The organism is Pseudomonas sp. PB103, from assembly GCF_009764635.1.
Classification (GTDB): domain Bacteria; phylum Pseudomonadota; class Gammaproteobacteria; order Pseudomonadales; family Pseudomonadaceae; genus Aquipseudomonas.
Window position 1 is genome coordinate 19,170 of sequence record NZ_RWIL01000175.1, and the last position, 18,673, is coordinate 37,842.

General features: G+C 58.9%; 21 protein-coding genes. 13 read left to right on the forward strand and 8 right to left on the reverse strand.

Annotated features, from left to right (window positions below):
• Nucleotides 1–520: 520 nt before the first annotated feature.
• The gene (locus EJA70_RS30245) at nt 521–1,882 is read left to right on the forward strand and encodes an HlyD family type I secretion periplasmic adaptor subunit (protein ID WP_008086249.1); all 1,362 of its coding nucleotides are present in this window, start codon (nt 521–523) and stop codon (nt 1,880–1,882) included.
• Nucleotides 1,883–2,026: 144 nt separating this feature from the next.
• Here the strand turns inward: EJA70_RS30245 and EJA70_RS30250 are convergent, their stop codons facing one another.
• The gene (locus tag EJA70_RS30250) at nt 2,027–2,623 is read right to left on the reverse strand and encodes a tRNA-uridine aminocarboxypropyltransferase (protein WP_158836254.1); all 597 of its coding nucleotides are present in this window, start codon (nt 2,621–2,623) and stop codon (nt 2,027–2,029) included.
• 18 nt (nt 2,624–2,641) lie between these two features.
• Nucleotides 2,642–3,535 carry a LysR family transcriptional regulator gene (locus EJA70_RS30255; protein ID WP_053118206.1) on the reverse strand — a complete coding sequence of 298 codons (894 nt, stop codon included), beginning with the start codon at nt 3,533–3,535 and terminating at the stop codon, nt 2,642–2,644.
• A 293-nt stretch (nt 3,536–3,828) separates the two neighbouring features.
• On the opposite strand from EJA70_RS30255, the gene speB reads away from it, so the two are divergent.
• The 6 genes from speB to EJA70_RS30285 all read left to right on the forward strand — a co-directional run bounded on the left by speB (nt 3,829) and on the right by EJA70_RS30285 (nt 9,470).
• Nucleotides 3,829–4,779: an agmatinase gene (gene speB, locus EJA70_RS30260; RefSeq protein ID WP_158836256.1), complete on the forward strand. Its 951-nt coding sequence runs from the start codon at nt 3,829–3,831 to the stop codon at nt 4,777–4,779.
• A gap of 10 nt (nt 4,780–4,789) precedes the next feature.
• Nucleotides 4,790–5,212, forward strand: coding sequence for a nuclear transport factor 2 family protein (locus tag EJA70_RS30265; RefSeq protein ID WP_008086242.1), 423 nt, complete (start codon nt 4,790–4,792; stop codon nt 5,210–5,212).
• A 55-nt stretch (nt 5,213–5,267) separates the two neighbouring features.
• On the forward strand, nt 5,268–6,770 hold the full coding sequence (locus tag EJA70_RS30270) for a cytosine permease (RefSeq protein ID WP_158836258.1): 1,503 nt from the start codon (nt 5,268–5,270) through the stop codon (nt 6,768–6,770).
• Nucleotides 6,771–6,987: 217 nt separating this feature from the next.
• On the forward strand, nt 6,988–8,367 hold the full coding sequence (locus tag EJA70_RS30275) for a sodium:solute symporter (protein WP_158836260.1): 1,380 nt from the start codon (nt 6,988–6,990) through the stop codon (nt 8,365–8,367).
• 85 nt (nt 8,368–8,452) lie between these two features.
• Nucleotides 8,453–9,178 (forward strand): MBL fold metallo-hydrolase, encoded by a 726-nt coding sequence (locus EJA70_RS30280; RefSeq protein ID WP_158836262.1) that lies wholly within the window; start codon nt 8,453–8,455, stop codon nt 9,176–9,178.
• A gap of 43 nt (nt 9,179–9,221) precedes the next feature.
• Nucleotides 9,222–9,470 carry an acyl carrier protein gene (locus tag EJA70_RS30285; protein WP_158836264.1) on the forward strand — a complete coding sequence of 83 codons (249 nt, stop codon included), beginning with the start codon at nt 9,222–9,224 and terminating at the stop codon, nt 9,468–9,470.
• 89 nt (nt 9,471–9,559) lie between these two features.
• Here the strand turns inward: EJA70_RS30285 and EJA70_RS31245 are convergent, their stop codons facing one another.
• Together EJA70_RS31245 and EJA70_RS30290 are read right to left on the reverse strand one after the other, a co-directional pair.
• The gene (locus EJA70_RS31245; RefSeq protein ID WP_003184145.1) at nt 9,560–9,688 is read right to left on the reverse strand and encodes a PA1414 family protein; all 129 of its coding nucleotides are present in this window, start codon (nt 9,686–9,688) and stop codon (nt 9,560–9,562) included.
• 142 nt (nt 9,689–9,830) lie between these two features.
• Nucleotides 9,831–10,724, reverse strand: a complete 894-nt coding sequence (locus tag EJA70_RS30290; RefSeq protein ID WP_158836266.1) for a LysR family transcriptional regulator — start codon at nt 10,722–10,724, stop codon at nt 9,831–9,833.
• Nucleotides 10,725–10,828: 104 nt separating this feature from the next.
• On the opposite strand from EJA70_RS30290, the gene EJA70_RS30295 reads away from it, so the two are divergent.
• Nucleotides 10,829–12,010, forward strand: coding sequence for an MFS transporter (locus EJA70_RS30295; protein WP_158836268.1), 1,182 nt, complete (start codon nt 10,829–10,831; stop codon nt 12,008–12,010).
• Here EJA70_RS30295 and EJA70_RS30300 read toward each other — a convergent pair.
• From EJA70_RS30300 to EJA70_RS30310, 3 genes are all read right to left on the reverse strand, one after another.
• A complete protein-coding gene (locus EJA70_RS30300) occupies nt 11,955–12,923 on the reverse strand; it encodes a DMT family transporter (RefSeq protein ID WP_371924633.1) in 969 nt (322 codons plus the stop codon). The two genes, EJA70_RS30295 and EJA70_RS30300, sit on opposite strands and share 56 nt — an antisense overlap.
• Nucleotides 12,924–13,084: 161 nt before the next feature.
• On the reverse strand, nt 13,085–13,486 hold the full coding sequence (locus EJA70_RS30305) for a DUF2177 family protein (protein ID WP_158836270.1): 402 nt from the start codon (nt 13,484–13,486) through the stop codon (nt 13,085–13,087).
• Between the two features lie 115 nt (nt 13,487–13,601).
• Nucleotides 13,602–14,438, reverse strand: coding sequence for a S1 RNA-binding domain-containing protein (locus EJA70_RS30310; protein ID WP_008086223.1), 837 nt, complete (start codon nt 14,436–14,438; stop codon nt 13,602–13,604).
• 341 nt (nt 14,439–14,779) lie between these two features.
• On the opposite strand from EJA70_RS30310, the gene EJA70_RS30315 reads away from it, so the two are divergent.
• The 3 genes from EJA70_RS30315 to EJA70_RS30325 all read left to right on the forward strand — a co-directional run bounded on the left by EJA70_RS30315 (nt 14,780) and on the right by EJA70_RS30325 (nt 16,849).
• Nucleotides 14,780–14,968, forward strand: a complete 189-nt coding sequence (locus EJA70_RS30315) for a hypothetical protein (protein WP_016985943.1) — start codon at nt 14,780–14,782, stop codon at nt 14,966–14,968.
• Between the two features lie 217 nt (nt 14,969–15,185).
• A complete protein-coding gene (locus tag EJA70_RS30320) occupies nt 15,186–15,902 on the forward strand; it encodes a TorF family putative porin (RefSeq protein WP_158836272.1) in 717 nt (238 codons plus the stop codon).
• A 77-nt stretch (nt 15,903–15,979) separates the two neighbouring features.
• Entirely contained in the window at nt 15,980–16,849 is an 870-nt protein-coding gene (locus tag EJA70_RS30325) for a DUF6279 family lipoprotein (protein ID WP_158836274.1), read from the forward strand.
• Between the two features lie 115 nt (nt 16,850–16,964).
• Here the strand turns inward: EJA70_RS30325 and EJA70_RS30330 are convergent, their stop codons facing one another.
• Entirely contained in the window at nt 16,965–17,357 is a 393-nt protein-coding gene (locus tag EJA70_RS30330) for a transcriptional regulator (protein WP_158836276.1), read from the reverse strand.
• 175 nt (nt 17,358–17,532) lie between these two features.
• Between EJA70_RS30330 and EJA70_RS30335 the strand changes: the two genes are divergently transcribed.
• Both EJA70_RS30335 and EJA70_RS30340 read left to right on the forward strand, forming a co-directional pair.
• Complete coding sequence (locus EJA70_RS30335) at nt 17,533–18,267, forward strand: thioredoxin family protein (protein ID WP_158836278.1); 735 nt, start codon at nt 17,533–17,535, stop codon at nt 18,265–18,267.
• A gap of 74 nt (nt 18,268–18,341) precedes the next feature.
• A complete protein-coding gene (locus tag EJA70_RS30340; protein WP_158836280.1) occupies nt 18,342–18,617 on the forward strand; it encodes a hypothetical protein in 276 nt (91 codons plus the stop codon).
• Nucleotides 18,618–18,673 lie beyond the last annotated feature (56 nt).

Sequence of the window (18,673 nt, forward strand, 5' to 3'; positions counted from 1 at the left end):
ACAATTTATGGCTTTCACAAAAAAGTGCCCTGCACAAAAACCTGTGCCTACACAAAACCTATGGTTTGCACAAAACCTGTGCCTTACACAAAACCTATGGTTTGCACAAAACCTGTGCCTTACACAAAACCTGTGGTTTGCACAAAACCTGTGGCGAGGGGATTTATCCCCGATTGGGTGCGCAGCGCCCATGAGTTTTTTGGGGCTGCTGCGCAACCCATCGGGGATAAATCCCCTCACCACAGGAAAGCTTTTTGGCCTCAGGAATTTTCTGTGGTCACCAGAGAAGTTCTCTGAACACAGGAAAGCTTTTTGGCCTCAGGAATTTTCTGTGGTCACCAGAGAAGTTCTCTGAACACAGGAACGCTTTTTGGCCACAGGAATTTTCTGTGGTCAGCAGAGAAGTTCTCTGAACACCGGAAGCTCTCTGGGCACAGGGAGGTTCTGTGGCCAAGGGGAAGTTCTCCGGCCACTGATGGATCATCCAGTTTGATGTTTCTTAACTGAGGGGTATCGCCCCATGTCGGCATCTTCAGATAGCAAATCACGTGGCTACTTCGACAGTTTCGGCAAAAGTGCCGAAGCCGAGTTCATGCCGGAAACCGCCGGCGCCTCGTTGCAGGATTCGCCGCGCTGGTCGCGGATCACCGTGTGGCTGGCGGCAGGGTTGCTGATCAGCGCGCTGGTCTGGGCCAAGTTCGCCGTGCTCGAAGAAGTGACCATGGGCGAAGGCAAGGCGATTCCGTCGAGCAAGATTCAGGTTATCCAGAACCTTGAGGGCGGGATCGTCACCGAAATCTTCGTGCGTGAAGGGCAAATGGTGAACAAGGGCGACACGCTGCTGCGCCTGGATGACACGCGCTTTCGCTCGAACAAGGGCGAAAGCGAAGCCGATCGTTATGCGTTGACGGCACAGGTCGAACGGCTGTCAGCGGAGGCCGAGGGTCGGCCGTTCAAGCTCTCCGATGAAGTGATCGCCAAGGCGCCGCAAGTCGCCGAAGACGAGCGCTCGCTGTACGAACAACGCCAGCGCCGCTTGGCCAGCGAGCAACGCACCCTCAGCGAACAACTGCGGCAGAAGACCCAGGAACTCGCGGAGTTTCGCTCCAAGCAAGGTCAGTTCAGCTCCAGCCTGGCGTTGCTGCAGCAGGAAATGAACATGTCCGAACCGCTGGTAAAAACCGGTGCAGTGTCACCGGTTGAAATCCTCCGGCTCAAGCGCAGTGCGGTAGAAATCCGAGGCTCATTGAACGCGACAACGCTGGCGATTCCCCGCGCCGAATCGGCGATTGCCGAGATCCGTAGCAAGATCGACGAGTCGGAGCAAACCTTCCGCTCGGAAGCGGCGAAAGAACTGAATGAGAAACGCACCGACCTGTCGAAAATCACCGCCACCAGCATCGCCATTGACGACCGCGTCACCCGCACTACCGTGACCTCACCGGTGCATGGGGTGATCAAGCAATTGAAGGTCAACACTATCGGCGGCGTGGTCCAGCCGGGCAGTGACATGGTCGAAATCGTACCGCTGGAAGACAACTTGCTGATCGAGGCCAAGGTGCGCCCGCAGGATGTCGCGTTCCTGCATCCGGGGCAGAAAGCCATGGTCAAGTTCAGCGCTTATGACTACACGATTTATGGCGGGCTGAGCGCCAAGCTTGAGCTGATCGGGGCCGACACGATCACTGATGACAAGGGCAACAGTTTTTACCTGATTCAGGTGCGCACCGATAAAAATCATTTGGGCGGGGATGTAAAACCGTTGCTGATCATTCCGGGGATGGTGGCAACGGTGGACATTATTACCGGCGAGAAGAGCGTGCTGGATTACCTGCTCAAACCGGTGCTGAAAGCGCGGACCGAGGCGATGCGCGAACGCTAGAGATATCCGGATTTTGTGGTGAATTGACTGGCGTCATCGCTGGCAAGCCAGCTCCCACAGTGTCCGTGTCGGCCACAAAACCTATGAACACCTCAGAACCTGTGGGAGCTGGCTTGCCAGCGATGGGGCCAGCAATAACAGCGACTATTTTTCAGCATGATTACGCTGAAAGGTCTCCTCCCCCATCGCCGCAATCTGCCCCTCGATCAACGCCTCGAACGGCTTGAGCAACGGCTCGAATGATGTCGGCGCCTCCAGCGTCTGCAACGCCAGCACAATCGCTTCAATCGTCGACAACGCCCCCGGCCCCGGTGCCTTGCGCAAGCGATAGCGCGACACGCCGCCCTCGACCAGCGTCACCCGTGGCAACGCCGCCAGCAGCGGATTGAGGTGGAGCATCTTGCGCGCCTTGCGCCAGGTGCCGTCCGGGACTACCAGCAACAGCGGCTCATCGGATTCGACGTAAGCCTGCATCGGCTGCGCATCCTCCGCCGGAAATAACAGCCGCGCCCGATATCCCGGTTGATTCAGCAACGCCGGCAAATCCTCGAACACCTCGCCAACGACCAACTCGGCATTGCTCAACCCCAACGCCGCCAGCCGCGCGGTATTCAACGCATGATTGACCTCGCTCGGATGCTGCAACAGCAACACCCGCGTGCGGCTGTCGAGACTGGGGATCAGCGGACACAGACAATGGGTTTGGGGGCGCAGGCAGCGCGGGCATTGAGGTCTGGACATACTTCTTGTTCCTACAAGCTAAGCCTGATTGAGCTGGGCTTTGAGCAAATCGCGGAAGGTCTGGATCAGCGGCTCACGGCTGCGGCCCCTGCGCATGATCATCGAGAACGGCGCCTGATAACCGAAGGTCGCCGGCAGCAACACCCGCAAATCACCCTTGTCGGCCCAGGCCTGAGCATAGTGCTCCGGCAAGTAACCGATGTAGGCGCCGGACAGCACCAGAATCAGCTGCGCCTCCATACTTTCTACGGTCGCGGCGCTGTGTTTGAAACCGTGCCGGGCCAGTTCCGCCTGGCTCCAGTAACCACGTCCGACCATGCGTTGCTGGGTGATGACTTGCTCGGGGATGCGCCGCTCGTTGAACAACGGATGGCGGCTGCTGCAATACAACCAGTGTTGTTCGCGGTACAGCGGCATGTAGACCAGGCCGCTCATGCGCGTGGAGAACGCACCGATGGCCAGGTCGAGGCGGTTGTCCTGCACGCCGAGTTGCAGTTCGTACGGGCTCATCACCGATAAGTGCAAATGCACCGCCGGGTGTTCCTGGCTGTAACCGCCGATGGCTTCGGCGAACGGCAAGGCCTTGTCGCTGACCGTGGAGTCGATCACGCCGAGGTTGAGTGTGCCGCGCAATTCGCCCTTGAGCGCAGCGGCGTATTGCTCGAAGCCTTCGAGTTCGGCGAGCAGGCGCAGGGTTTCCTGATGGAACAGTTCGCCCTTGCTGGTCAGGCTGAACCCGCCGCGCCCGCGATGGCACAGCACCAGGCCGAGCGCGGCTTCGAGCTGGCTCATGTAAGTGCTGATCGCCGAGGTCGACAGGTTGAGTTCCTGCTGCGCGTTGGCAAAACCCTGATGACGCACGACGCTGACGAAGATGCGCAAAAGTTTCAGGTCGGGTAAAGCGTTGGCCATAAGAAGTCCACACATCATCCAATGTAGGAGCTGCCGAAGGCTGCGATCTTTTGATCCTGATCTTGAAAAAGATCAAAAGATCGCAGCCTTCGGCAGCTCCTACAGTGGGTTCATCGATGGCAACGAGTCTATCCCGGGCCTCGGCATTAGTTTAGAAAAATCTGAACTAAGTTTTTGCCCGTAGCGATTCTTTCGCCGCACTACATTTCGCATCATCGGCCCCACAGCGGCGTCCGAACCTTTACTGAACGGCGCGCCGATATAAATAAAACAAAGACGATGAGGCCTTACCCGTGGACAAGATTCTTCACCAACCACTGGGCGGCAACGAAATGCCGCGCTTCGGCGGCATCGCCACCATGCTCCGACTCCCCCATGTACCGACCGCTGCCGGCCTGGACGCTGCCTTCGTAGGCGTGCCACTGGACATCGGTACTTCGCTGCGCCCCGGCACCCGCTTCGGGCCACGCGACATCCGCGCCGAATCGGTGATGATCCGCCCTTACAACATGGCCACCGGCGCTGCCCCGTTCGACTCGCTGGCCGTGGCCGACATCGGTGACGTGGCGATCAACACCTTCAACCTGCTCGACGCCGTGCGCATCATCGAAGAAGCCTACGACAACATCCTCGAGCACAACGTGATCCCGATGACCCTGGGTGGTGACCACACCATCACCCTGCCGATCCTGCGCGCGATTCATAAGAAGCATGGCAAGGTCGGTCTGGTGCACATCGATGCCCACGCGGACGTCAACGATCACATGTTCGGCGAGAAAATCGCCCACGGCACCACCTTCCGTCGCGCCGTCGAAGAAGGTCTGCTCGATTGCGACCGTGTCGTCCAGATCGGTCTGCGCGCCCAGGGTTACACCGCTGACGACTTCAACTGGAGCCGCGATCAGGGCTTCCGCGTGGTTCAGGCTGAAGAGTGCTGGCACAAGTCGCTGGCACCGTTGATGGCCGAAGTTCGCGAGAAAGTCGGCGGTGGTCCGGTGTATCTGAGCTTCGACATCGACGGCATCGACCCGGCCTGGGCACCTGGCACCGGCACCCCGGAAATCGGTGGTCTGACGACCATTCAGGCAATTGAAATCGTCCGCGGCTGCCAAGGCCTCGACCTGATCGGTTGCGATCTGGTAGAAGTCTCGCCCGCTTACGACACCACCGGCAACACCTCGCTGCTGGCCGCCAACCTGCTGTACGAAATGCTCTGCGTACTGCCTGGCGTGGTTCACCGCTGAGGGTCGGGTCATGAACGAACGTGATCAGGTTTTGCAAGCGGCCGCCGAACTGGTGTCCGCGTTTGCCCGTAACGATCGCGAAGCTTATTTCGGCGCGTTCAGCGCCGATGCAAGTTTCGTCTTCTACACCCTCGAACAGCCGCTGCTGTCGCGCGATGCCTATCAGGCCTTGTGGGACAGCTGGCGCGCCGAGGATGGCTTCGAGGTGCTTGCGTGCACCTCGAGCAACGCCTTCGTCAGCCTGCAAGGTGACGTGGCGATTTTCATCCATGACGTGGCCACCGAGCTGCGCATGCAAGGGGAGCAACACTTCAGCCAGGAGCGCGAGACGATTGTTTTCAAGAAACAAACGTCGAGCCTAGAACAACAAGGCCATTGGCTGGCCTGCCACGAACATTTGTCCGCAATGCCGGAAGGGCTGCCATCCCCTTAGCCAAGACAGGTGACGCTCACGCACGATGAGCGCGCCTTTATGATCGGAGCAGATCATGAATAACAACAACAACGACCAAAGCCTTACGCAGATTGAAACCCACGGGGTCGAACAGATCCCGGACCACGAACGCAGCGCAGGCCCGACGGACTTGTTCCGGATGATCTTCGGTGGTTCGAATACCTTTGCCACCGCGGTGCTCGGCAGTTTCCCGGTGCTGTTCGGTCTGTCGTTTCAGGCCGGCGTCTGGGCGATTGTGCTGGGCGTGCTGCTCGGCTCGCTGATCCTCGCACCGATGGGCCTGTTCGGCCCGCTCAATGGCACTAACAACGCCGTGTCGTCGGGTGCGCATTTCGGCGTGCACGGGCGCATCGTCGGTTCGTTCCTGTCGCTGTTGACCGCTATCGCGTTTTTCTCGCTCTCGGTGTGGAGTTCGGGGGATGCGCTGATCGGTGGTGCGAAACGCCTGATTGGTTTGCCGGAAACCGACCTGACTTTGGGCCTGGCCTACGGTCTGTTCGCGATTCTGGTGCTGACCGTGTGCATCTACGGCTTCCGCTTTTTGCTGTGGGTGAACAAGATCGCGGTGTGGAGCGCCAGCCTGTTATTCCTGCTGGGCATCTTCGCTTTCGCCGGTCCTTTCGACGCGCATTACGCCGGCACCGTCAGCCTCGGTCAGCCGGGCTTCTGGGCCGCGTTCATCGGCGCTGCGCTGGTGGCGATGAGCAACCCGATTTCCTTCGGCGCGTTCCTCGGCGACTGGTCGCGCTACATCCCCCGTGACACCTCCAAGCAACGCATCATGGCGGCGGTGGTGCTGTCGCAGATCGCCACGTTCATCCCGTTCCTGTTCGGCCTGACCACCGCGACCATCGTCGCGATCAAGGCGCCGGACTACATCGCGGCGAACAACTATGTCGGCGGTTTGCTGGCGGTGTCGCCGAGCTGGTTCTTCCTGCCGGTGTGCCTGATTGCGGTGATCGGCGGCATGTCCACCGGCACCACCTCGCTGTATGGCACCGGGCTGGACATGTCCAGCGTGTTCCCGCGTGTTCTCTCGCGAGTGAAAGCGACGCTGCTGATCGGCGTGCTGTCGATTGCCTTCATCTTCATCGGGCGCTTTGCGGCGAACCTGGTGCAAAGCGTGTCGACCTTCGCCGTGCTGATCATCACTTGCACCACGCCATGGATGGTGATCATGATCATCGGCCTGTTGGTGCGTCGCGGCTTCTATTGCCCGGATGACCTGCAAGTGTTCACGCGCGGCGAACAGGGCGGACGTTACTGGTTCAGCCACGGCTGGAACTGGCGTGGCCTGGGTGCATGGATCCCGAGCGCGGCGGTTGGCTTGTGCTTCGTCAATTTGCCGGGGCAGTTCGTTGGCCCGCTGGGTGAAATGGCCGGCGGCATCGACATCAGTTTGCCGGTGACCCTCGGCCTGGCCTCGGTGGTGTACCTGACGCTGCTGAGCCTGTTCCCGGAACCGCGCGAAGTGTTCGGCCCGAAGGATGAGCGCAGCCAAGTCATAGAAAAACCTCAACTGCGCCAAGCCGCCTGATCTGCACAGAAATTTGAAGGATTGGAGTTTTTGTGGCGAGGGAGCTTGCTCCCGCTCGACTGCGCAGCAGTCGCAAAGCATCGGCTGAGTTTCACTGAAGAAACTCGGTTGCAGGATTTGGGGCCGCTTCGCAGCCCAGCGGGAGCAAGCTCCCTCGCCACAGAGAGACATTCGATTCAGCGTTCCACATAAAAAAGACAATCGGAGACACGCCATCATGGCTTTGGATTTATTCGTCGTCCTCATCTACGCCGCCGGCATGCTCTTGCTCGGCTACTTCGGCATGCGCAAAGCCAAGACCAACGAGGACTTTCTCGTCGCCGGGCGTAACCTCGGCCCAAGCCTGTACATGGGCACCATGGCCGCGACCGTACTCGGTGGTGCGTCGACCGTCGGCACCGTGCGTCTGGGCTACGTGCACGGCATTTCCGGTTTCTGGCTGTGCGCGGCACTCGGTTGCGGCATCGTCGCGCTGAACCTGTTCCTCGCCAAACCGCTGCTGAAACTGAAGATCTACACCGTTACCCAGGTCCTCGAAAAACGCTACAACCCGATGGCCCGCTCGGCGAGTGCGGCAATCATGCTGGCCTACGCGCTGATGATCGGCGTAACCTCGATCCTCGCCATCGGCACCGTCCTGCAAGTGCTGTTTGACCTGCCATTCTGGGTGTCGGTACTCGTCGGTGGTGGCGTCGTGGTGATCTACTCGGCGATCGGCGGCATGTGGTCGCTGACCCTCACCGACATCGTCCAGTTCATCATCAAGACCGTGGGCCTGATGTTCATCCTGTTGCCGATCTGCCTGTACCGCGTTGGCGGCTGGGACGAGCTGGTGCTGAAACTGCCGGCCACTGCCTTCAGCTTCACCACCATCGGCTGGGACACGATCATCACCTACTTCATGATCTACTTCTTCGGCATCCTGATCGGTCAGGACATCTGGCAACGGGTATTCACCGTCAAGACCGCGAAAGTCGCGCAATACGCCGGCAGCATCGCGGGCATCTACTGCATCGTCTACGGCCTCGCCTGCGCGCTGATCGGCATGGCCGCTCACGTGCTGATCCCGGATCTGGACAACGTCAACAACGCCTTCGCCGCCATCGTCAAACTGTCGCTGCCGGACGGCATCCGGGGTCTGGTGATCGCTGCGGCACTCGCTGCGATGATGTCCACCGCCAGCGCCGGCCTGCTCGCCGCTGCCACCACCATCACCGAAGACCTGCTGCCGAAACTGCGCGGCGGCAAACAGTCGAGCCTGGCCATCAACCGCCTGTTCACCCTGCTGACCGGTATGGTCGTGCTGGGCATCGCGTTGGTAGTGAACGATGTCATCAGCGCGCTGACCCTCGCCTATAACCTGTTGGTAGGCGGCATGCTGATCCCGCTGATCGGTGCGATCTTCTGGAAACGCGCGACCACCGCCGGCGCCATCGCCAGCATGGGCCTGGGTTTCGCCACCGCGCTGCTGTTCATGTTCAAGGACGGTCTGGACGCGAACACGCCGATCTACTACAGCCTGGCTGTGGGTCTGGTGAGTTTCGTGGTGGTCAGCCTGGTCTCCCCTCGCCCGGCAACCGTGGCGAGCGCGATCTAAGCTTTGATGTAACGACTTGATGCTTTCTTCGACGGGTGTGGCGTCGGTTGCCACACCCGTTTTTTTCGTCTGGAGAAAAGTGAATATGAAGATCGTTTCGCGCGATCAGTGGTTTGAAGTGCAGCACTTGAGCGATGGCATTCGGCTGATCCATGAGCCGTATATTCGGCCGTTCTATCGCTGCAACCTGTGGCATGTGCAGGGCCGCGACAAAGACCTGTTGCTCGATAGCGGCTCAGGGCTGGTCAGCCTGCGCGAGCAGTTGCCGTGGATTACCGAGCGGCCACTGGTGGCGGTGGCCAGTCATTGCCATTTCGACCATATCGCCGGGCATCATGAATTTGCTGAACGGCTGGTGCATCGCGCCGAAGCCGACATCCTCGCCGCGCCGGATGGCGAGAATGATCTGAGCCGAGCCTTTGTCGGCGACGACATGTTCGAAGCGCACCCGGATTGCCCGTTGTGTTACGCCGAATACCGGGTCAAAGCCGCGCCGGCCACCGGGTTTGTCGAGGACGGCGATGTGCTCGATCTGGGCAATCGCTCGCTGCAGGTGCTGCACACACCGGGGCATTCGCCGGGCGGGATCAGCTTGTATGAGGCCGCGACTGAAACGCTGTTCAGTGGCGACATCATTTACGACGGGCCGCTGATCGAAGACGCCTACCATTCCAATTTGCAGGATTACGCCGCCAGTCTGCGACGTTTGCGGGCGTTGCCGATCCGCACCGTGCATGGCGGGCACTTCGGCAGTTTTGCCGGGGAGCGTTTGCGTTCGATGATTGACGAATGGTTGCGCGGGCACGCGTGAGGCCTGCTTCAATCAAGCAGAATAACTATTAGAAAGATCTGCCATGAGAAGAGCTGCCGTGCGTGCCGCCGTGCACCGGTTTATTCGGCGTCTGCTGGAAAACCGCGAATTCAATGACCACACCAGCCTGGTGCAATTGGGCCTGGAGAAAGCCGACATTGAGGATTTGATCTTTCATCTGGAAGATGAATTCGGACTGACGGCGTTCACCGCCGAGGAAGACCGCATGCTCAAGACCGCGAGGACCGCGAATGACTTGAGCCGGTTTTTGCTTGAGATTGGCCGGCACTGAAAGCAAAAGATCGCAGCCTGCGGCAGCTCCTACATTGATCCGTGCAGGAGCTGCCGCAGGCTGCGATCTTTTGATCTTTTATTAATGCACTACCGCCGACGAGGCTGGCGCCGACGCTGTTCGTCGTCCGTGCGGATCGGTACAGGTTGCAGAGGCGGTTCGATCAAGCCGAGGGCAACACCCAAGTCGTGTAGCCAGTTCTGAATTTTCTCTTTCATCGTCATGCCCCCTTCAGGGTGGTGCTGAGCGGCCGGAATTCTGAGGCCGCTTCGCACTGATAATAGTCCGAAGTCCTACGCAATGCTCGGCCAAATCCGCAATGATCTGTTACTGAATTGAACAGAATTCGCCGACATTGGTTCAGGCGGTTTCGCGGGTGTCGATCTGAGCCGCAGGATAGACAGCCTGCTGCACCTCGACCCAAGCATTGAGGTTGGCGCCTACCATGCCTTTGCGCCACATGAGCCACGTTGTCGCACCCACGAATGGCTCGGCCAAAAAGTGCGCGGCGACGCTTTCACGACCCGGCAGACTGGCCAGCATCGACTCAGACATCAATGCCACGCCGCTGCCAGCAATCACACAGGCGAGCATGCCTTGATAAGACTCGATCTCGATCGCTCGCCCCATCGTCGCGTGGTAATGCGAAAACCAGGCTTCCAGGCGCATCCGATAAGAACAACCGCGGCGAAAGGTAAACACTGATCGTCCTTCGACATCTTTGGCACTGTGAACAGGCGGATGGTCGGTTTCGGTAATCAGCACCAATCGCTCTTCGCACAACGGCACGCCGTCGAGTCCGGCCAGCTCCAGCGGGCCATCGACCAGCGCCGCATCGAGTCGGCCAGTGAGCAAACCTTCAAGCAACTCGCCACTCGGCGCCGACTGCACTTGCAGGTTCACCGCTGGGTATTGCTTGTGATAACGCGCCAACAACGCCGGCAGATGAATCGCCGCCGTGCTGTACATAGTGCCGAGAACAAAATCCCCCGCCGGCTGCCCGCCCATCACTGCCGCACTGGCCTGGTCACGCAAGGCAAACAACTTGCCGGTGTAGTCCAGCAGAACCTTGCCCGCGGGCGACAGTTGCAAGCGCTGACGCTCACGAACGAACAGCTCGACGCCGAGTTGCTCTTCCAGCTGTTTGAGCCGCGTCGACAGATTCGACGGCACCCGGTGCAGGCGTTCGGCGGCGCGGGTGATCGAGCCTTCCTCGGCCACCGCCTGAAAAATCCGCAGTTGGCTGAATTCCACAAGCTTTCTCCATAACAGAACAAGTTACTCACTATTATTCAATTTTAAAGAAAGTCAATCAGTCCTAGCCTGACGGTCATTGCAGCCCTTACGGAATTCGGACCATGTCCCCCCTTATTCGCTTATCCGCCTGCTTCGTGGCCTTGATGATGGCCATGGGCATCGGGCGTTTCGCCCTCACTCCGCAAATGCCCCACCTGCTCAGCGAAGGTCAGTTTGACCTGACCGCCGCCGGTCTGATTGCGGCGGCCAACTATCTCGGTTACCTGCTCGGTGCGGTCGATGCAATGTTTGCCCATCGCCCGCAGCAGGTGCAGCGACGCCTGCACGGCGGCCTGTGGTTGTGCGTGTTGCTGACGCTCGCATCGTTCTGGGCTGACGGCTTCTGGTCGCACCTGGTGCTGCGTTTTGGCACCGGGGTGGCGAGTGCATGGGTGCTGGTGATGATCACCTCGTTGAGTCAGCCGCTGGCGGCGGCCGCGGGTCGTCCACGTTTGGGCGCGCTGGTTTTTGCCGGGCCGGGTTTGGGGATTTTTCTGACGGGGATATTGGCGTTGGTCTCAAATCTGCTGCATCAGACGTCGGCAACGCTTTGGCTGGTTTACGCAGCGGCGGCGCTGGTGATGATGCTCGGGGTTTGGCGCGTTTTGCCGCAACCCGCCGCCGCTGCGTCGATAACCCCGGCTCAGGTCAATGCGTCGAATCGCGGTATCGGTCGTCTGGCTGTGATCTATGCACTGTACGGCGTGGGCTACATCATCCCGGCGACGTTTCTGTCGCAGATGGCTAACGCGCAGTTTCACGGGCAGTGGCAGGCCGATCTGTTCTGGCCGTGCTTTGGTTTGGGGGCTGCGATCGGTGTGTTTCTGGTGAGCCTGCGCCGTCACGAGCCCGCTACAACCCGGCATTGGTTGATGGCAACGCTGTGGCTACAAGCGGCCGGGGTGTTCGCCTGCCTACTAAGCAGCGGACTCGGTTTGGCGCTAGGGGTGATTCTGTGTGGCACGCCGTTCCTCGCGTGCATGCAATTGGTCATGCAGCGTTCGCGGGAAATCGCGCCCCATGCCACGCAGCGCAATGCCGGCCTGCTGACCGCGTGTTTTGCCGTCGGCCAGCTCAGCGGCCCGTTATTGGCCGCGCTGAGCAGCCATTTCAGCGGCGGCCTGCAACCGGCCTTGGTGATCGCCGGCAGCGGTTTGCTGATTGCCGGCGGGTTGGCCCTGCAATCGGTTAGCGCTGGCCGAGCGCTTTGCGCAAACGTCGACGCAGCCACTGCTCGGCGCTGACAAAGGTGATGCCGAGCAACACCAGCACGGCGCCGATGACAAAGTTCAGGCTCAGTTGTTCGCCTAGCAGCAAGACGCCGAACGTCACGCCGAACAGCGGCGTCATGAACGAGAACACCGCCAGATTGGCCGCCAGATAACGACGCAGCAACCAGAACCAGACCAGGTAACTGAAGAACGACACGACCAATCCCTGGAACAGCACGCTGGCCACCGCCACGGTGGTCAGGCTGACGTGGGTGATCTGACCGCTGAACAGCGCGATCAACAGCAGGCCGAGGAAGCCGACGATCAACTGATAAAACAGGGTCAACGTCACCGGCGCTTCCGACAATCGCGAGGCGCGCACCACCACGGTGGTCGCGCCCCAGCAGGCACCCGCCAATACACCAAAGGCATCGCCCAGCAGCATGCGCCGATCAAGGTTGTCCCAAGACACCCCGCCAGCGAAAGCAATCGCAATGCCGATAAACGCGAGCAGAATTCCCAACCATTGCAACGGCCGCAAGCGCTCGCTGGCCAACAGGAAATGCACGCCCAGCGCGGTGAAAATCGGCGCGGTGTAGAGAAACACCGACATGTGCGCGGCGGTGGTCAGTTGCAGGCCTTCAGCAATGAAGAAGAACTCCAGGCCGAACAACGCACCGGCCAGCAGACCGCCACGCCAGGTAACGCCGACCTGGTCCCAGCCGCCCTTCCAGCAGATCAGCAACCCCACCAGCAACGCAGAGATTCCCGAGCGCGCCGCCGCTTGCATCACCGGTGCGATGTCCGGCGCGGCCCACTTGATCATCACCTGCTGCACGCCCCAGATCAGGCACAAACCGACCATCACTTGCAGGGCAAAACGATCGGCATTACGCCGCTCGACAATCACCGCAACACCTCGAACACACACAACATGGCAGGCCATCCAATGGTCAAAAAACAGTGCCGGGGATTATCAATCAGTCAGACGGAAAAAGGCGTCTGGAAAAGACATTTAGTTCGTCAGTGGCGTCAGCGCCGAATGGCTGTCGGCTGCGCCGCCATTCGCTGGCAAGCCAGCGATGGCGTCAGTTCAATCAACCCTGCTCATGGATCTGAATGCAGTCGTTTAGCCAACAAAAACCCGACGGTACAAGCCACAGCAGTGGCAAACGTCCCCCACGCCCAATCCATCAACGACACCTGCACCGACCACCCGCGCAGCGTCGCCCAATTGGTCAGGTCATACGTGCCATACGCCACCAGCCCCAACAAGGCGCCCATCTTCGCCGCCCGCTGCCAGCTCACTGCCGGCAACACCACAAACACCAGACAACCAAAAACATACAGGCAATAAAAAACCGCTGCCGGAACCAGCAGCGGTTTTTCGAGCATCAGCGAACCGAGCAGTTCGCGATAGGTCGGCGCCATCAACAGGCCGAGCCAGATGCCATCCAGCAGCAGAAACGTCACCAGCGTGGCAACGTAAGCCATCAGCGTTCTTTTCATCACACCGCCCTCAATGTAGGAGCTGCCGAAGGCTGCGATCTTTTGACTTTGTTTTTAAAAGACAAGATCAAAAGATCGCAGCCTGCGGCAGCTCCTACATGGGGCCAGTGGTGGCTCAGGTTAGTTCAATGCGATCGGCATGGATGACGATCTTGCCTTCTTTGTACAGCGAGCCGATGGCCTTCTTGAAGTTGCCTTTGCTGACGCCGAACAGGCTGCTGATCAAGGCCGGATCGCTCTTGTCGCTGACCGGCAGCGTGCCACTGTTGTCGCGCAACTTGGCGAGGATCTTCGAGTTCAGGCTGCTGGCCGCTTCCTGGCCAACCGGTTGCAGGCTCAGGGCAATCTTGCCGTCGGCACGCACTTCCTTGATGTAGCCCTTCTCGCTCATGCCGGCGCGCATGAACTTGAAGATTTCGTTCTTGTGGATCAAACCCCAGTGCTTGTTGTTGATGATCGCCTTGAAGCCCATGTCGGTAGCTTCGGCAACCAGCAGATCAACTTCCTGGCCCTGGCTGTAGTTGGCCGGGGTCTTGTCGAGATAGCGATCCAGACGTGCCGTGGCGGTGATGCGGCGGGTGTGTTTGTCGAGGTAGACGTGCACCACGCAGTATTCACCGGCGGTCATCTGCCGTTTCTCTTCGGAATACGGCAACAACAGATCTTTCGGCAGGCCCCAATCGAGGAACACGCCGATGCTGTTGACTTCAACAACTTTCAGGCTGGCGAATTCGCCGACCTGAACTTTTGGTTTTTCCGTGGTAGCGAGGAGTTTGTCTTCGCTGTCCAGATATACAAATACGTTGAGCCAGTCTTCATCTTCGCTGGGAATATCTTTAGGGATATAACGGTTGGGCAAAAGAATTTCGCCGTCGGCACCGCCGTCCAGATATAAACCGAAGTTAGTGTGTTTAACCACTTGCAAACTGTTGTAACGCCCGACTAAAGCCATTTCCAGAACCCTCATTGCGTGGGCGGCATTCTACCCGTTTTTGCCGTGAACGTTGGCCGGCAGATCCGTGGATGACAGAAAATCCCGCGCAGCGCTCTGATTTGCCGCGGTCGCGCCTGCTCGGGGCGCCGCTCGTCAGTCCGGAGCAGCACCTCGCGGCAAATCGCCCCGGTGCATTTCCTATTAAATGTTCTTATTTAAAACAGCAGGTTAGACTGATATTTCGACTATTGAATCGAGAATAATGCAGCGCACAGGTTGGTTATTCCGGGAGATATTTACCAAGCAATTGTCAAGTTATTCCTGTACGATGCCTGGCCGAGTTACTTTTCTACAGGTTAATGGCCGCCATGCGTGTAAAAGCATCCACCAGCAAAGCAAAGCCAGCTCCAGCCGTTGAAACCAGCGAATCGATCAACGATCAGATCGCAGCGTTCCTCAAGTCCGGCGGCGAGATCCAGCAAATTGCCAAAGGCGTCAGTGGCCAGACGTTCGGCCCGTCCAAGCAGATCAGCCTGGGCAAAAAGTAATACCCGGTTTTACACCCGTCCAGAGGCGCTTTGAGCTTCGAAGCGTCTGGACTGGCACCGCGCAACACCCCCTCCGTTTTAAACCAACCCAATAGCAAAATTGCAGAAATCGACGAACGGCCATCAATGCCGAGCATTCGCCGGTATCCTTGCACGCGTCTAGATCAAGCGTTTCAGCAGGCCCGCCGTCCTGCGCTCGCTGTTCATGGAGTGACGCATGCGCAAAACATCCTGTTTATTGCTTGTGAGCCTGCTGGCTGGCACGAGCGCGCACGCCCAGGTTTTCCAGCGTGAACTCGGCGACTTCGACCTCAAGCTCGGCACCACACCCACGCGCAGCATGGCCCAGGGCCTGGTCAAACCTTCGGCAGCCGGTTCATTTCATGGTGGCCTCGATCTGAGTCACGACAGCGGCCTCTATGTCGGCCAGTACGCACCGAGCATGGGCATCACGCCGGGCAAGAATCTGGAAATAGACTCCTACGTCGGCTTTAAGCAGCCTTTTGATCAGTCCCTCGGCTATGAAGTCGGGATGATCCACTACAGCTATCCCAGCGTGGAAACCCTCGACAGCCAGGAGCTGTTCGGCGGTCTGACCCTGCTCGGCAGCCGTTTCGGCGTGGCCCTGAGCAACGACCCGGATAAACAGAACAACACCCTGTTTGCCGACCTTGGCGGCAATCAGCCGTTCGGCATCGGTGTCAGCATGAAATACACCACTCACCAATTGAACACGCCAGTGGCCGTGGACGGTGGGTACGTCAGCAGTTTCACTGATTGGTCGGTGAAATTGTCCCGGCCGTTCATGGGTGTCGACCTTGACCTGATCTACAGCAATTCCAGCCTCAGCGGCAGCGATTGCTCGGCCTATTCCGGGCACAACAGCCAGTGCGACAGTCTCGTCACCCTCAAGGCCGAACGCGCGTTCTATTGATCGGCTGAACTGCCGGGTTCATTCTGCGTTCACATAAGAATCAGATTCCCCAGGCTGGCCATCGCAAGGATTCGCCCATGTCTCGCTGGTTCAAGCACATCGCCGCATTGTTGATCTTCACCCTCGCCCTCGGCGCCTGCAGTCGCGTCGGCCTGGCCTATCGCAACCTCGACGTGATCATTCCGTGGACGCTCAGCGACTATCTGGACATGAACGGCGAGCAAAAGGACTGGTTTAATGAGCGACTCAAGGAGCACCTGAACTGGCATTGCACCACGCAACTGCCAGGTTATCTGGACTGGCTGGATCGTTTACAGAGCATGGTCGAGAGCAACCAGATCACTGACGCCGCGTTGCAGGCGCGCACTGCCGAAGCCAAGCAGGCGATTGCCGAAACGGCGAAGGCAATCACGCCGTCGGCGATCGAGTTGTTGCAAGGCCTGGACGACAAGCAGGTGGCGGAGATGAATGACGCGTTTGCCAAAGACCTGCGCAAGCGTCAGCAGGAATACCTCAAACCGCCGCTTGATCAACAGATTGCCGAGCGTGGCGCACGCATGGTCAAACGCCTGAACGACTGGCTGGGGCCGTTGAGCGCTACGCAGGAACAGCGGGTAATGGCGTGGTCGACCGCTCTGGGCGATCAATACACCCAATGGATCGCCAACAGGGCGCATTGGCAGAAGCAATTCAGTGCAGCCGTCGCACAGCGTAAAAGTCCCGAATTCCCACAGAGAATCGAGACACTTCTGGTCAATCGCGAGAGTTTATGGACAGCGGATTACCGCAAGGCCTTCGCCGATACCGAGGCGCAGGGACGCTCGCTGGCGGTTGACCTGATGGCCGAAAGCACGCCGCAACAGCGCCAGCGGTTGTTGAAGAAGATCGAGGGGGTGCGCAAAGATTTCAATGACCTCAAGTGCCTGAAGGCCACAAAATCCCAATAAACCACCTATCTGTAGGAGCAAAGCTTGCTCGCGAAAGCAGCATGTCATTCAATGAAAATATTGAATCTGATGGCCCTTTCGCGAGCAAGCTTTGCTCCTACAGAGTCCTGCAGGATCAGGCGATCTGGGCTTTGGAAGCCACTTGATCAAACGTCGCCTCGGCCAGTGCATCTTCCTGATCATCCAGCACCTGACGCGGATGGTCATTACCGGGAATGCTGCTGTCGATCAGGCTCAGCAGGCTGGAACCGCGTGGCGTCAGCACAAAGTTGTTTCCGGTGCTGCCCTCTTCGTCCGGGCGCGGTGCGATATAGCCGCGCAGGAGCAACAACCGTTCATAATCGCAGGCCAGTGTTTTCAAGTGATCAAGGTTCTCGATCGGCTCGCCGGCGCTGGCTTTCTCCGCAGCATAGTCCTCGGCATAAGCCCGTGGAGCAAAGCTGTGGCCCGCACTGTTCTGCACTTCGTGCAGTAAACGTTCAATCAAATCCCAGTTATAAGTCGTCATCCTGATACAACCTCCGGTGCGCGTGATTAGTGGCGCGTTCATAGGTTGTGACCGGAGTAGCTCGCAGCCGTTCAGCCGCATGTTCTACGGCGACCGACCGGCGGTCTGTCGATTTCACGCAGGGTTAAACGACTAGTCTGAAACAGACGGTTTCAACCCCGCAGGAGAAATCATCATGAACGTTGAGAATCATCCAGTGGTGTCGCGCGAAGAATGGCTCGCCGCCCGCCAGCAACACCTGGCCGACGAAAAGGCCTTCACCAAAGAGCGCGACCGCCTGAGCGCCAAACGTCGTGCCTTGCCGTGGGTGAAGGTCGACAAGGACTACCACTTTCAAGGCCCGAGCGGCGAACTGAAACTGGCCGACCTGTTTGGCCAACACAGCCAGTTGATCGTTTACCACTTCATGTTCGCCAAGGATTGGGAGGAAGGCTGCCAGGGCTGCTCCTTCCTCAGCGATCACATCGACGGCGCCAACCAGCATCTGGCCCATCACGACATTGCCGTGGTGGCTGTTTCTCACGCGCCATTCAATGAGTTTCAGGACTTCAAACGGCGGATGGGCTGGAAGTTTGACTGGGTATCGTCAGACGGCTGCGACTTCAACTATGACTTCGGCGTGTGCGCCCGTGCTGAAGATGTCGCCGCTGGAAAGGCTACGTACAACTACGAAAAGACTGACAGCGCCGAGGAGGAAATGCCGGGGCTGAGCGTGTTTTATCGCGACTCAAAGGGCGACATCTTCCACACCTATTCAACCTATGCCCGTGGCCTGGACATGCTGGTCGGCGCCTACAACTACCTCGACCTGACGCCCAAGGGCCGCAATGAGGACGAGATCATGGAGTGGGTGCGGCATCATGATCGTTATGAAGGCGATTCCAGGTCGAGTTGCTGTCACTCCGAGTGATGAGCAATGAACTTTTCACCCTCTCCTGGCCTCAACCGGTTAACCCGCCTTAACCGGAACTGAGGCCTGCCCCGATGAAAACCCTGATCAAGCTCACCCTTGCCGCCACCCTCGCTTGCGCCCTGCCCGTCTGGGCCTGTACGCCGGAAGAGGCGACTGCCAAACGTGAACAACTGGCCAAGGAAGTCGCCAAGCTCACCGAACAGAATCCGGCCAAGGCCAAAGAGATCAACGCCGAGTTGCAGAAGATGGACCTGGGCACGGCCAGCAAGGATTTGCCGGACAAGTGCCAGCTGATTGATCAGCGCTTGAAAGAGTTGGATACCGCCGAGAAGAAGACCGAGGGCTAACAGCCAGATCAAAAGATCGCAGCCTGCGGCAGCTCCTACACCAAACCCTGTAGGAG